This is a genomic window from Parasaccharibacter sp. TMW2.1882 (assembly GCF_023337635.1).
Lineage (GTDB): Bacteria > Pseudomonadota > Alphaproteobacteria > Acetobacterales > Acetobacteraceae > Bombella > Bombella apis.
This window is the reverse complement of record NZ_NWUT01000002.1, coordinates 1-12,147: the sequence shown is the minus strand read 5'-3', so window position 1 is coordinate 12,147 and position 12,147 is coordinate 1. Positions and strand designations below refer to the sequence as shown.

The following is a 12,147-nucleotide window of genomic DNA, read 5'->3' as shown; positions in this document are numbered from 1 at the left end:
GCCCTAATTAGGTGATTCTGAAAGTTCTGTCAGCATGTGTGGTGGCGGGGAGACCCCCGCCACGGGTGAAGGGGGCTAGCGGTCTGTCAGGCGGAACTCGATCCGTCGGTTGCGGGCCAGAGCTTCCGGGCTTGAGCCATTGTCCAGTGGCTGATAGCCGGAGAATGCCGTGGCAGCAATGTGATGCGGGTCCACCCCATTGGTGATCAGTGTTTTGACGACCGTAATGGCACGGGCGGATGACAGCTCCCAGTTGCTTGGGAAAGTGGAGCGGATCGGCTTGCGGTCCGCATGGCCATCAACACGGAGAATCCATGGGACATCAGACGGAATGGTGGCCGCCACCTCACGGAACGTACGGGCCAGGGTGAGGAGCTGTTTCTGGCCTGTCGGGGTGAGAGTTGCGCTGCCACTGGGGAAGAGAATCTCGGACTGGAAGACAAAGCGGTCGCCCACAATGGAGATTCCCGGCTGATTTTTGAGAATGTCCCTCAGTCTGCCAAAGAACTCGGAACGGTAACGCTGAAGCTGGTTGACCTTGTCAGCGAGGGCGATGTTGAGCTTCTGCCCCAGCTCGGCGATGCGGGCATCCTTGTCCACCTCGTTCTTCTTTTCAATCTCCAGGGCACTGGAGACGGCCTGGAGCTGGCGGGTCAGCTCGGTGATCTGCGATGAGAGATCGGCAATGCTGCCAAGCTGGGCGCTTTCGACCTCTTTTGAGTGGGTCTGCATGTCGTCCAGCTGATGCTGTCGCTCATCAAGCTGGCTCTTCAGCGTGGCGACCATGGCACGCTGTTCCTGCTCGGCACTGCTCAGCGTTTTGACCTTTGCCTCACTGAGGGAGAGCATGTCACTGAGATGGGTGAGCTCCTGCTTCAGGTTTTCCAGAGCGTGTTCTCTCTGGGTGATGGTCGCAGAGAGGAATTCCTGCCCGAGGACGAAGACGAGCAGGACGAACGTGACCACCATCAGCAGGGAGGAGAGGGCGTCCACATAGCCCGGCCAGGCATTGATGGAGCCGGAGCGGTGACGGCGGCGGGCCATGGTCAGCCCTCCCCACGCCGGGAGATGAAGGGGCTTTTCTCACTTCTGGCAAGGGAAACGATATCGGTACGCAGGCCGAGCAGCTGCCTTTCCATGTCCTGAAGCAGCTGGGTGACGGCCGGATCCTCGAAGTGACGCTGGCTGACGCTGCTGCTCAGGGCCTTCATGGTCCGCAGTGTGGCCTGGTTCCCTTCTTCGATCTGCTGAAGGATCTGCTGGAGCTGCGAGAGGTCCTGCGCAGGGGCGGCAGGGGGTGCCTGATGGCTGCGGAGGGTCTCGTTGATTTCTGTCAGCTTCTCAATGATGTGCGTCTGTCCAGCCCGGATGGCCTCATCATGCTGATGGGATGTGGTTTCACGTTCATGAGGCAGGGCTTCACGGATCTCCGCCAGCTTCTCGATGATGGCGGCCTGCCCTTCACGGAGGACTTTATCATGAGGCTGAGCGGCTGCTTCACGATGATGCAGGAGATTCTCGCTGATGCGCGTCAGTCTCTCAATGAGAGACCCCTGATTTTCACGGGATGGGGAGGATGTGTCATGTTGCGTCGCTGGAGCTCCCTTGCGGAGGGTCTCATTCATGCTGGTCAGCTGGCCGAGAATGGCGGACTGGTCCTTGTGGAAGGCACCATCGGCATAGAGCTTGTGCATGGTTTCGTTCAGGGCGCGCAGGCCAAGAATGATCTTGGCGTTGTCCTCTCCGTCCGCCTCCAGGATGCGGCGCAGGATGGTGATGTTCTGCTGGAGCAGGGCCACATTTTCCGTCGTGAGCCGCATGAAGTCCTGCACACGTGGCAGCCAGGCTTCCATGGTGGCCAGTCTGTCTTCTGCGGGGCTATCAGGTCCTGTTTCCGGGTTTTCGAGAAAGGTCTGGTCAGCCAGCCATTCCTCGATCTCATTGGCAAAACGGTTCTGCGCCTGTCCTGATGTCAGGTCGAGGAAGCCGAGAATGAGCGACCCCGCCAGACCGAACATGGAGGCAGAGAAGGCCGTGGACATGCCACCGAGCGGTTTGACCAGTCCTGTTTTGACGTGCTCGAACATGGTGGATATGTCCGCCCCGCCGGAAGGCATGGCGCTGATGACATCTGCCACGGAACGTACGGTGAGAATCAGCCCATAGAACGTGCCCAGCAGCCCGAGAAAGACCAGAAGCTGCGTGATGTAGCGGGAAATCTCCCGGCCTTCATCCATGCGGGCTTCCAGGCTTTCCAGCATGGCCCGTGTGGTCTGGGTGGAGAGGGAGAGACCGGGATTCTCATCCCGCCGTGCCCGCAGGACACGGGCCATGGGGGAGAGAAGCCGGGGCGGCTCCGGCACTTTCAGCCCGGCTCGTGGCTGGCGTAGGATGTTGACCCAGCGGACTTCAGGAAAGAGCCGGATGGTCAGATGGAGGTTCCAGAGAATGCCCAGCAGCAGGATGGCGATGATGACACCGTCCAGTCCCGGATTGACCATGAAGGCATGGACCAGCACATCCCGCAGGGCAAAGGCCAGCCCCATGATGATTAGCAGAAAAACAACGATACGGACGAGATAACGGGTCGGGCGCGTCATGGTGCCGTGTTTCCTTTTTCAGGACTGTCTGAAGGAGAGGGGTTGGCTTCGGGGAGGATGTCCAGCCTGTCCGCAGGGGCGGTGTCGGTACTGTCTGGCCGCCCTTGGGCGATGGGATAGATGCGTGTCGTGGCAATGCCGCTCCGTACCAGCAGGCCACGCACGGCCAGGGCACGGGAGAGGGCCAGCCGGCGGGGTGCAGAAATGTCGCTGCCGGGCACCGTGGCATAACTGCGGAGTACGAAGCGTGTGTCTGCTTTCGGGGCCATGGTCTCCGCATAATGGCGGATGGACTCGATGGTTGTGGCGTTCAGGCCGGTGCTGCCGGTGTCGAACAGGATGCGCAGGGCGTCCACCTCCTGCGGCTCGGTATGGCTGTGGCTGCTTCCGTCGGGCTGGACGTCCGCTGCGGGAACGGCAGGGTGCAGGATGACAGGGAATTCTGGTGGGGTGATGACTGTCGGTTTGGGAGCCTCAGCAGCAATGCTGGGAACCCGGGTATATCCCGGCGGTACGGGCGGGGCCTGCGGTACGGGGGCAGGATGGGTCACCGTGCGATTTTCATGCCGGGCGGATTGCCGGGGTGTCTGGGTTGCTGGTGCAGCCTCGGGGAGGGCATCCAGATTCGTGGAAACCTGGGCCCGCACCGCCGGGGCGCACAGAAGCCCCGCCATGAGAGGCGTGCAAAGCAGAGGGAAGAGGGAAGCCAGCCGGTTTTTCATGCCTGCATCCTATGCGGAGGAGCCGCATCCTGCAATCTTTATGGCGGTACCATAGCAGAGAACACGGCTCCATCCCCGGTCATGGTGGAATGATGTTTCAGTCCTGCGTGAGGGCGTTGTGCACCAGTTCACGCAGGGGGGCATGGAAGTGCTGGTTGCCAGCGACGACATGGACATCATCATCAAGGGTACCGAGGTCGTTGCCCTCAACATCCGTGGCATGGCCACCGGCCTCCCGGACAATCAGCAGCCCTGCGGCACAGTCCCACGGCTTCAGGCCCAGCTCCCAGTAACCTTCATAGCGGCCGGCAGCCAGCCAGGCGAGGTCCAGGGCGGCAGCGCCGCAGCGGCGGATGCCAGCGACCTTGGGCATCAGGCTGCTCAGCACGCGGCCAAAAGGCATGCGGTACTGGGCCGGTACCTTGGCGAAAGGAATCCCCGTGGCAAACATGGCTTCCGAAAGCTTGCGCCGGGCAGAGACACGGATGCGCCGGTCATTGAGGAAGGCACCAATGCCTTTCTCGGCCCAGAACATCTCATGAGAGGCCGGGTTGTAAACGACGGCGGCCACCAGCTCGACCTCCCCATTCGGATGACGACGCTGGAGGGCGATGGAAATGGCCCAGTGCGGAATGCCGTGGAGGAAGTTGGAGGTGCCGTCCAGCGGGTCGACAATCCAGCGCCATGTCCAGTTGTCACCGCCAGAGGCCCCGCTCTCTTCCATAAGGAAGGCATAGCCGGGACGGGCACGGGCCAGTTCTTCACGGATGGTCTTCTCGGCCCGCATGTCGGCCTGGGAGACGAAGTCTCCCGGACCCTTGATGCTGACCTGGAGCTGCTCGACCTCGGCAAAGTCACGCAGGAGAGACCGCGCCGCTTTCTGCGCGGTGTTCTGCATGACAGCCATATGGGGAGAAAGACGCATGATCAGTCCTTGGCACGCTCGACGTAGGTGGCGTCTTCCGTGCGGACGACAATGCGCTCACCGGCCTCGATGAAAGGAGGCACCATCACCTTCACGCCGTTGGAGAGCACGGCAGGCTTGTAGGAGGAGCTGGCCGTCTGGCCCTTGACGACCGGGTCGGCCTCGGCAATCTCCAGCGTGACCTGCGGCGGCAGGGTGACGGCCACCGGGTCGCCCTCGACCAGCTTGACGCTGATGGTCATGTTGTCCTGAAGGAAGGGGAGCTGATCGCCAAGGATGTCCTTCGGCAGCATGGTCTGCTCGAACGTCTCGGGGTCCATGAGGACGATGTTGTCGCCATCCATGTAGGAATAGATGTAGTCGTTGTCCTCTGTGACGAGACGCTCGACGGTATCGGCCGTACGCCACCGCTCGTTGCTCTTGTTGCCGCTGGCGAGGTCGCGCATCTCCACCTGGATGAAGGCACCGCCCTTGCCGGGGGTCAGAATCTGCTGCTTGAGGACGGTCCAGCGGCGGCCGTTATGTTCGATGACCTGCCCGGCCCGGATGAGGTTGGCTTGCTGTTTCATGTCAGCTCCTGATGTACATGCAAAAGATCGGGTATTGCTCAAGGCTTCTGGCCATGCAGGCAGGGCAGAAGCGGAAACTCTCTGATGAACTTCAGGGAGACTTCTAGCCGCGTCGGTGGGGCGGGCGCAAGCTCCCTCTGTACACTCTAGGTAAAAGGGTAAGGCTTTCCATCCGGTCCCCGTGCCTGCGAGGAGCCGGAGCTTTCATCGGCCGGGGTGGAGACGAGATAATCCGGCCCGAGTGGAACCTTGCCTTTCCCGCCCGGTATGTCCACGACATAGGTCGGCCAGACCAGCCCGGAGACCCGGCCCCGCAGGCTTTCCAGCAGGGCACGGCCTTCCTCCACCGGCACATGGAAATGCGCCGTGCCGGGGGCGGAATCGAGGTGATGCAGGTAGTAGGGCTTGATGCGGGCGGCGATCAGGGCACGGAGGAGGGCCTCCAGCGATTCCGTCGTGTCATTCACGCCCCGCAGCAGGACGGACTGGGACAGGACGGGGATACCCCGGCCCAGCATCTGCCGGACAGCCACACGGGCCTCGTCCGTCAGCTCCCGGGCATGGTTGATGTGGGCAACCATCCAGAGGGCACGGTCAGTCTCCATGGCGTCGAGAAGCGCCGTGGTCAGGCGTTCCGGGGCGGCGACAGGTACACGGCTGTGGATGCGGATGATGTCGATGTGACTGATGGAGGACAGGCGCTGGATGATGTGTTGCATCCGGCGGGGGGAGAGCATCAGCGGGTCGCCCCCGGTCAGGATGATTTCCCGTATCTGCGGATGTGCCTCTATCCAGTGGAAGGCGGTTTCCAGAGCCTCTTCCCCCAGCAGGCCGCCATCGGGCCCTACATGCTCCCGCCGGAAGCAGAAGCGGCAGTAGAGCGGGCAGACCAGCAGGGGCTTGAGCAGGGCCCTGTCTTCATAGCGATGCACGATGCCGGGAACGGGGGAGAGGGCCTCATCACCGATCGGGTCTTCGCTTTCATGGGGCATGGTCCGCAGCTCCCGGGCATCGGGAATGACCTGCCGGGCGATCGGGTCATCCGGGCTGGTGATGAGCCGCTGGAAGGCGGGGGGAATGGCCGTGGCATAATGCCTGGCCACCTCCTCCAGTGCCGGGGCCTGTTCCGGCGTGATGAGCTTCGCCTCGAGAAGCGATTGTGTGCTGCGGAGGGTTCTGCCTGACGGGGAGGATGAGGCGGTATCGTGCATGAAGTTGCTCTAGCGAAAGGCCGCGTCGTCCTGCAAGAAAACTCTGCCTATGGTGCCGTGCGGGGCCTCTGGCCTATAGGGAGGGGACGGCATCGCCGGATGAGGGTGGAAGGAAACGGTCATGGAGAGTTCCAGCGCAACACAGACGACAGCCCGGATACAGGAGCGCCTGCCCCTGCTGCGCCGGCGTGCCCGGATGGTGCAGGCCGTGCGGGCCTTCTTTGAGGGCAGGGGATATCTGGAGGTCGAGACACCCTATGCCGTTCCTGCCCCGGGGGAAGAGGTGCATCTGCGCTGTTTCCGCACGGTTCTGGAACGTCCTGATGGCACGGACGAGGTCCGTTACCTCCATACCAGTCCTGAATTTGCCATGAAGCGTCTGGTGGCGGCCACGGGGCAGCCCCTGTTCCAGCTGGCCCGTGTCTGGCGCAACGGGGAGCGGAGTGCGACCCACATGCCGGAATTCACCATGCTGGAATGGTATCGTCCCGGTGCCGGGCTGTCGTCTCTCATGGATGAGACGGAGGACCTGCTGCGTCGTGTCCTGCCGCCCCGTCTCTCTCATGGGGATGTCATGCTGGAGCTGGACCGGCCTTTTGAACGCCTGACGATGCAGGAGGCTTTTGCCCGCCATGTCGGGGTGGACCTGCTGGCTAGTGCCGGGGATGCCGACCGTCTGGCCCGTGAGGCCGGGGTGGTGCTGCGGGAGGGAGAAAGCTGGGAGGACCTGTTCTTCCGCCTGCTTCTGGAAAGGATCGAGCCGCATATAGGGCGGGAGCGACCGACTTTTCTGACTCACTGGCCTGCCGAACAGGCGGCTCTGGCAAAGCGTGATCCGGCTGATCCTCGGGTGGCCCTGCGTTTCGAGCTATATGCTGCCGGGCTGGAGCTGGCCAATGCCTTCGAGGAGTTGACGGACCCGCAGGAGCAGCGCCAGCGTTTTGAAACGGACCGGGCACGGCGGATGCAGATCACACCAGAGCAGGACTGGCCGCTGGATGAAGCTTTTCTTGAGGCATTGGCCGACATGCCGCCGACTTCTGGCATTGCACTGGGCTTCGACAGGCTCGTGATGCTGGCAACGGGTGCCCCTCGTCTTGAGGAGATTCTTTGGTTAAGCTGAGGCGGAGCGGAATTTTCTGTTTTCAGGGTGCAGGCGTGCGGAACAGGGGGAGGGATATGGAACGAGATGTGAATGGTGCGGGAAAGCGCCGGGTATGGCTGGTCCTTGGGGCTGTCATGCTGCTGGGCGGGTGTACGGTCCCGGCCCTTCAGCGGCCAAAGGTTCTGGATTCCATGGTTGGTCAGTCAACCGTTGAACTGCTGCGGCGGTTTGGGGTTCCGGCCCGTACCTACGATGTACAGGGGCACAATTTCCTCTCTTATATCGAGACACAGACGCAGGTTTCGCCGGGCTATTCCAGCTGGGATTGGGGCTGGGGCGGTGGATACGGGTACGGCTATGGTGGCGGCTGGGGGGGCATCAACATTCCCCCGAGCTATTACAGCGCTACCTGTCAGACGACATTTGAGGTTGTGGGAGACAAGGTTGTGGGATGGAAGCTGTATGGGGGAGGATGTTGAGCCTGATGCGTAGCTCTTTTGGAGGACAGGCTCTGTCCGTGAGGCTGGGTCTGTCCTGTATGGTTCTTGCCGTTCTGGCGGGTTGTTCTGGCCATCGGGTGGTCCGGCAGGATCCTGTTGACGTACATGGCTCAACCCATGCGGAGGCCTTGCCCGAGGCGAAAAGCATTCAGGCGACATACCGGCCTGCCGCACCGGATGCGCCTCCCAATCCGCAGGTCCGGTACCACATGCCGCCTGCTTTCTCTTTTGAGGACAGGCCGTTGAGCGACAATCTGGCCAGTGCCATTGAGCTGGCCGATTTTGAAGCTGCCGTCATAAGGGCGGGATACTGGTCCGTTCTTGAGGGAGAGAAGGATCATACCGTGCTGGCTGTTCCCAATGGGCCGTTTGAAGCCTTCAAGCATGAGGTCAGGCCGGACCTCATGAGGGCAACGGGGCATGGTTATCTGACGGGCTTCATTGGCCAGATGATTCTTGTGGGGCACTGGGACATGCCGACAATCCGGCGCAAGGCGGCGAAGAGGGGCGGGAGCATACAGGTGCGGACATTGGCCGGCCCCGGCTATGACGTGATCCTGAAGCCCACGGCCTTCGGGAATGTGGAGGTCATCGGCAAAGATGGCACCGTGACATTGGCCGGTGATGGCTATCCGCAGTCCAACGGGGTTCTGTATATGGTGGATTCAATTCTTCCCTACCAGTAACAGGGTTTCGTCAGGGGATGGCTGCACTTATGGCCGTGAAACGGTCCAGGCCATTCTCTGCCGGGTCCAGCGTGATGGCCAGAAAGTCCGCTCCGGCCTGGGTGGCCGCCAAGGCTTCTTCCGTGGTGCAGACATGCTCGGCCACGACAGGCAGTTCCGCAAACAGGCTCCACTGCTTCAGGGCTGTCAGCCCGATGGCGGGCAGGCTGACATAATCGGCTCCCTGTTCCCCGGCCAGCATGGCGTCATCCAGTGTCAGGCAATGGCAGCCGATCTGGAACGCTTCCGGTCTGTCTCTGCGTCCGGCAAAGGTTTTGACATCTTTCGGGCTGGAAAGATGGACGCCATCGCTCTCCTTGAGGGAGAGACCATGGAGCAGATCAAGGTTGGCGGGAGCCAGAATCAGGGCGACATCTCTTTCCCAGGCCATCTGACGAACGGCATCCAGCTGTTTCCGCTCTGGTGGCCTGTCGAAGCAGAGCCGCAGAGCCGTGACGGCCTCTTGCGCCAGCAGGGGAGGAAGCTGCGCCTGAAGCTGTGTCAGGGCGGGAAGTGAGGGGATGACAGGGTAGAGGTCACAGTGATTCATGAGGGTCAGATGTGACAGATTGTTGGCTGGTTGACCAGCATTTCGTCTCCTGGAAGAGAGGCAGGTCCAGCATGACGTCATCTTCTGGGCGGCTGGAGAAAAGGCGATGTTTCATGTCGTCGGGGAGTCCAGCACGGAAATCGCGGCAAACGACTCCGTCAATCCCTTCATGCAGGGCGCTGATGGCCAGTGAGGCGCTGGCACCGCAATCAAGAATGGAAGGGGCTTCAGCTCCTCTGGTGAGGTGGAGCCACCAGTCTACGCCCAGGCTTGCCCCGGCATGGAGGGGCGAGAGGATGGTGAAGGGCCGTGTGGCGAAATGTTGATGAGCCTTCAGGAGGGCAGGGCGGGTGGAAATGGTGATGAAGGGGCGTGGAAAGGGTGGAAAGGTGCTTGACGCACTGTAAAGATCGGTCATTCTGGCTTCATCTGGGAAATCAGCTGGATGGTCATGTTGGGAGTGCAGGGGAATCCTGCCATGGCAGACGTGCATCATAGGCCATGAAGGTGGGGGTGTCAGTGCAGGAGAACAGGCAGTTGAGTGTCATGCAGAAAAATCCGGATCTTGAACGGTTGGAAATTGCCCTTGTCCAGCTTGGTTTTGCTCTGGAGCAGCAGGAAATCCAGGCCGAAGCCGAGCGTACGGAACAGAAGGAAATGAGGCAGGCCCTGCTGGACAGGATCGATGCTCTTGAGGCCCGCCTGCGGACAATTCTCGAGATGGATGCCGGGGCGCTCGGGGCTGCTGCGTCTCCTGAAACAGAAGAAGAGGAAAGATAAGGGTCATGGCGCAGGTAACGCTTTCGGTCGGTGGCCTCAGCTACACGGTTGGCTGTCAGGATGGTGAGGAAGACCATCTGAAGGCGCTTGCCGCCTCCATTTCGCAGCGTCTTGAGGAAGTACGCAGAACATTGGGGCCGCGTGGTGATGGCGAGGCCATGTTTCTGGTATCGCTTCTCATGGCGGATGATCTTTACGAGGCTCGAAAGAAGCAGATGACGGATGAGGAGCGCAGTCTGGTAGAGCGTAGCCGCCAGATCGAAGCCTCCTACAAGCAGACGGCAGGGCGTCTGGCTGATGCTGCCGATATTGCGGCCAGTCTGCTCAGCAGGGTGGAAGAAGGTCTTCGGCCTTCTGGTAGTGCAGCGGCTGCGGGTGAGGCGGCGGCCGGTGAATGAGATTCTGTAGAGGCTATCGGTTCTGTCTGTGGCTGTAATCCGCAGAAAGCATGGCTCCAGTGCTTGTCTATCGCCGGGCAGGGGTGCAATATGAGAGGCGGAGCTGCCTGGTGCGTCAGGCAAGATCAACCTCTGGGCCGATAAGCACTTCCAAGGGAACTGGCTCTGTCGTGGCTGTGGTCACGTTATTACCGGTGCCCACCTGCCCTAGCAGGTCCGGGAGGGCTGATGAGACCAACGGCCAAGGCGGCTTCACCAGGTGATGGATTCCATGGCATTGCTTTCCCTTCCTTCCGATCAGACCAAGGCGATGATCCGTCAGGAAGTCCTGGCCCGTCGCCGTTCTGTCCTGCCCCGGCAGAACCGCCAGCTTGTTTCCAATCTTCTGGCCTATCTCCGTCGGATGCAACCAGCTGTCATTGCTGCTACCTGGCCCCTTCCTGGAGAGGCGGACCTGCGTCCGTTGTGTCGGCAGCTTGGTTGGGCGGGATATCGTGTGGTTCTGCCGGAAACTCCCCCCAGGGGTCAGCCACTCGTCTTTCGGGAGTGGCGGCATGACCGGCCGATGCGGAAAGGTCGTTTCGGGACGCAGCACCCTACAGGTAGGCGGTGGGCGCCGGATGTCATTCTGGTCCCCCTTCTGGCGTTCGACAGACAGGGAGGGCGGCTTGGTTATGGGGGGGGCTATTATGACAGGACATTGCCGCTCCACTCACAGGCTGCTCTTGTGGGGTATGGTCTGTCTTCGCAGGAAAGGGAGGCCCTGCCCATGGATGAACATGACCATCGATTGCCAGTCATCGTGACGGAGCGTGAGGTCATTCATATCAGTAAAGAATGAAGGATAGACATTGAGACTGCTATTTCTGGGAGACATTGTTGGCCGGTCAGGGCGTGAGGCTGTTCTTGGTGGGCTGAAAGGCTGGCGGGAAGAGCTGTCGCTGGATGTGGTTGTGGCGAATGCAGAGAATGCCTCTCATGGATTCGGCCTGTCTCCCCAGATCGCGCGGGATCTGCTTGATGGTGGCGTGGATGCGATCACGCTGGGCAATCATGCCTGGGATCGCAAAGACCTCATCGGTCAGCTTGACCAGCTTCCAGCTGTTGTCCGCCCGGCCAATTATCCTGAAGGAACCCCGGGGCATGGGAGCTGTGTCGTCACCTTGCCCTGTGGACGGAAGGTTCTGGTCATCAATGTGATGGGACGTGTTTTCATGGATGCGCTGGATGATCCATTCCGGGCGGTGGAGGCGATTCTCTCCCGGCATCGTCTCGGGGGAACCGTCCATGCGGCCATTCTGGATGTCCATGCAGAAACAACCAGTGAAAAGATGGGATTCGGCCATCTTTATGATGGAAGGGTCTCTCTCGTGGTCGGGACGCATACGCACGTACCAACGGCCGATCACCGTATTCTGAGAGGCGGGACTGCCTATCAGACGGATGCAGGCATGTGTGGCGACTATGATAGTGTGATTGGCATGGAAAAAGAGAACGCCATTCGCAAGATGCTCAAGAAGGTGCCGACGGAACGGTTCCAGCCTGCGAGTGGAAAGGCCACTGTCTCTGGCCTGATGGTGGAGACAGATGATGCGACGGGCCTTGCCATCAGGGTCTGTCCGTTCCGGCAGGGGGGAGATTTGTTACCTTCCATGCCAAATTTCTGAGGTTGGATGATCCTATTGTTTGGGTCGTCAGAGGGAGTGGATCGCAGGGTCCATTCCCTCTGCTGTTTTTGGGGGTGTAGCTTTTTTTGAAGTTTTTTTGATTTTTTTGGTGTGATGGGGTTGTGCGGTTGGGGGGATCTGCGTATAAGCCCATTCACCGGCGGCGCTGGAGCGGAAGTTCTGGGGGCGGCTGGGGTGGTCATTGACAAGAGAATATGGGTTATAAAGTAGAGACTGGAAGGGATATGTTGGCGGCGTTTTCGTTAGTGAAGGCTGATGGAAGACGGAAGCTGATGTATCTGACTTTAAGTTTGATGCGTTGAATTGAGCTGGATGTTTTATTCTGTTGGTCTGGATTGAACCTGAGAGTTTGATCCTGGCTCAGAGCGAACGCT

At 60.5% G+C, this 12,147-nt stretch carries 15 protein-coding genes and 1 other RNA gene; 8 read left to right on the top strand and 8 right to left on the bottom strand.

Annotated features, from left to right (window positions below):
* Positions 1-75 precede the first annotated feature (75 nt).
* The 6 genes from CO583_RS05685 to CO583_RS05660 all read right to left on the bottom strand — a co-directional run bounded on the left by CO583_RS05685 (position 76) and on the right by CO583_RS05660 (position 6,027).
* Positions 76-1,044 carry a peptidoglycan -binding protein gene (locus CO583_RS05685; protein ID WP_043557940.1) on the bottom strand — a complete coding sequence of 323 codons (969 nt, stop codon included), beginning with the start codon at positions 1,042-1,044 and terminating at the stop codon, positions 76-78.
* 2 nt (positions 1,045-1,046) lie between these two features.
* Positions 1,047-2,600 (bottom strand): MotA/TolQ/ExbB proton channel family protein, encoded by a 1,554-nt coding sequence (locus CO583_RS05680; protein WP_248630586.1) that lies wholly within the window; start codon positions 2,598-2,600, stop codon positions 1,047-1,049.
* The gene (locus tag CO583_RS05675) at positions 2,597-3,322 is read right to left on the bottom strand and encodes an OmpA family protein (protein ID WP_248630585.1); all 726 of its coding nucleotides are present in this window, start codon (positions 3,320-3,322) and stop codon (positions 2,597-2,599) included. The genes CO583_RS05680 and CO583_RS05675 overlap by 4 nt, the downstream gene beginning before the upstream one ends.
* A 97-nt stretch (positions 3,323-3,419) precedes the next feature.
* Positions 3,420-4,247: an inositol monophosphatase family protein gene (locus tag CO583_RS05670; RefSeq protein ID WP_249103247.1), complete on the bottom strand. Its 828-nt coding sequence runs from the start codon at positions 4,245-4,247 to the stop codon at positions 3,420-3,422.
* Positions 4,248-4,249: 2 nt separating this feature from the next.
* The gene (efp, locus tag CO583_RS05665; protein ID WP_043557943.1) at positions 4,250-4,816 is read right to left on the bottom strand and encodes an elongation factor P; all 567 of its coding nucleotides are present in this window, start codon (positions 4,814-4,816) and stop codon (positions 4,250-4,252) included.
* A 146-nt stretch (positions 4,817-4,962) separates the two neighbouring features.
* Positions 4,963-6,027 (bottom strand): lysine-2,3-aminomutase-like protein, encoded by a 1,065-nt coding sequence (locus tag CO583_RS05660; RefSeq protein WP_086431221.1) that lies wholly within the window; start codon positions 6,025-6,027, stop codon positions 4,963-4,965.
* A 121-nt stretch (positions 6,028-6,148) separates the two neighbouring features.
* On the opposite strand from CO583_RS05660, the gene epmA reads away from it, so the two are divergent.
* Genes epmA through CO583_RS05645 form a run of 3 tightly spaced genes read left to right on the top strand, consistent with a single transcriptional unit; the run spans position 6,149 to position 8,318 of the window.
* The gene (gene epmA, locus CO583_RS05655) at positions 6,149-7,150 is read left to right on the top strand and encodes an EF-P lysine aminoacylase EpmA (RefSeq protein ID WP_043557946.1); all 1,002 of its coding nucleotides are present in this window, start codon (positions 6,149-6,151) and stop codon (positions 7,148-7,150) included.
* A gap of 56 nt (positions 7,151-7,206) precedes the next feature.
* Positions 7,207-7,611 carry a hypothetical protein gene (locus CO583_RS05650; RefSeq protein ID WP_249103245.1) on the top strand — a complete coding sequence of 135 codons (405 nt, stop codon included), beginning with the start codon at positions 7,207-7,209 and terminating at the stop codon, positions 7,609-7,611.
* Positions 7,612-7,616: 5 nt separating this feature from the next.
* Entirely contained in the window at positions 7,617-8,318 is a 702-nt protein-coding gene (locus tag CO583_RS05645; protein ID WP_249103243.1) for a hypothetical protein, read from the top strand.
* A 10-nt stretch (positions 8,319-8,328) separates the two neighbouring features.
* On the opposite strand, the gene CO583_RS05640 is transcribed toward CO583_RS05645, so the two are convergent.
* Positions 8,329-8,907: a thiamine phosphate synthase gene (locus CO583_RS05640; RefSeq protein WP_086431218.1), complete on the bottom strand. Its 579-nt coding sequence runs from the start codon at positions 8,905-8,907 to the stop codon at positions 8,329-8,331.
* Positions 8,894-9,325: a hypothetical protein gene (locus CO583_RS05635; RefSeq protein ID WP_248630583.1), complete on the bottom strand. Its 432-nt coding sequence runs from the start codon at positions 9,323-9,325 to the stop codon at positions 8,894-8,896. The genes CO583_RS05640 and CO583_RS05635 overlap by 14 nt, the downstream gene beginning before the upstream one ends.
* A gap of 128 nt (positions 9,326-9,453) precedes the next feature.
* On the opposite strand from CO583_RS05635, the gene CO583_RS05630 reads away from it, so the two are divergent.
* The 5 genes from CO583_RS05630 (at position 9,454) to CO583_RS05610 (ending at position 11,752) form a co-directional block, all read left to right on the top strand.
* The gene (locus tag CO583_RS05630; protein ID WP_103765175.1) at positions 9,454-9,687 is read left to right on the top strand and encodes a hypothetical protein; all 234 of its coding nucleotides are present in this window, start codon (positions 9,454-9,456) and stop codon (positions 9,685-9,687) included.
* A gap of 5 nt (positions 9,688-9,692) precedes the next feature.
* A complete protein-coding gene (locus CO583_RS05625) occupies positions 9,693-10,085 on the top strand; it encodes a cell division protein ZapA (RefSeq protein WP_081563301.1) in 393 nt (130 codons plus the stop codon).
* A gap of 97 nt (positions 10,086-10,182) precedes the next feature.
* A non-coding RNA gene (gene ssrS / locus CO583_RS05620) (6S RNA) lies at positions 10,183-10,342 on the top strand.
* Positions 10,343-10,356: 14 nt separating this feature from the next.
* On the top strand, positions 10,357-10,926 hold the full coding sequence (locus CO583_RS05615) for a 5-formyltetrahydrofolate cyclo-ligase (RefSeq protein WP_248630582.1): 570 nt from the start codon (positions 10,357-10,359) through the stop codon (positions 10,924-10,926).
* A 10-nt stretch (positions 10,927-10,936) separates the two neighbouring features.
* Positions 10,937-11,752, top strand: coding sequence for a TIGR00282 family metallophosphoesterase (locus CO583_RS05610; RefSeq protein ID WP_043557959.1), 816 nt, complete (start codon positions 10,937-10,939; stop codon positions 11,750-11,752).
* Positions 11,753-12,147: the final 395 nt, after the last annotated feature.

Bases quoted from the DNA above. Each gene is read 5' to 3' on its own strand.
- CO583_RS05685 (WP_043557940.1), bottom strand. From the start codon at position 1,044: ATGGCCCGCCGCCGTCACCGCTCCGGCTCCATCAATGCCTGGCCGGGC.
- CO583_RS05680 (WP_248630586.1), bottom strand. From the start codon at position 2,600: ATGACGCGCCCGACCCGTTATCTCGTCCGTATCGTTGTTTTTCTGCTA.
- CO583_RS05675 (WP_248630585.1), bottom strand. From the start codon at position 3,322: ATGAAAAACCGGCTGGCTTCCCTCTTCCCTCTGCTTTGCACGCCTCTC.
- CO583_RS05670 (WP_249103247.1), bottom strand. From the start codon at position 4,247: ATGCGTCTTTCTCCCCATATGGCTGTCATGCAGAACACCGCGCAGAAA.
- efp (WP_043557943.1), bottom strand. From the start codon at position 4,816: ATGAAACAGCAAGCCAACCTCATCCGGGCCGGGCAGGTCATCGAACAT.
- CO583_RS05660 (WP_086431221.1), bottom strand. From the start codon at position 6,027: ATGCACGATACCGCCTCATCCTCCCCGTCAGGCAGAACCCTCCGCAGC.
- epmA (WP_043557946.1), top strand. From the start codon at position 6,149: ATGGAGAGTTCCAGCGCAACACAGACGACAGCCCGGATACAGGAGCGC.
- CO583_RS05650 (WP_249103245.1), top strand. From the start codon at position 7,207: ATGGAACGAGATGTGAATGGTGCGGGAAAGCGCCGGGTATGGCTGGTC.
- CO583_RS05645 (WP_249103243.1), top strand. From the start codon at position 7,617: ATGCGTAGCTCTTTTGGAGGACAGGCTCTGTCCGTGAGGCTGGGTCTG.
- CO583_RS05640 (WP_086431218.1), bottom strand. From the start codon at position 8,907: ATGAATCACTGTGACCTCTACCCTGTCATCCCCTCACTTCCCGCCCTG.
- CO583_RS05635 (WP_248630583.1), bottom strand. From the start codon at position 9,325: ATGACCGATCTTTACAGTGCGTCAAGCACCTTTCCACCCTTTCCACGC.
- CO583_RS05630 (WP_103765175.1), top strand. From the start codon at position 9,454: ATGCAGAAAAATCCGGATCTTGAACGGTTGGAAATTGCCCTTGTCCAG.
- CO583_RS05625 (WP_081563301.1), top strand. From the start codon at position 9,693: ATGGCGCAGGTAACGCTTTCGGTCGGTGGCCTCAGCTACACGGTTGGC.
- CO583_RS05615 (WP_248630582.1), top strand. From the start codon at position 10,357: ATGGCATTGCTTTCCCTTCCTTCCGATCAGACCAAGGCGATGATCCGT.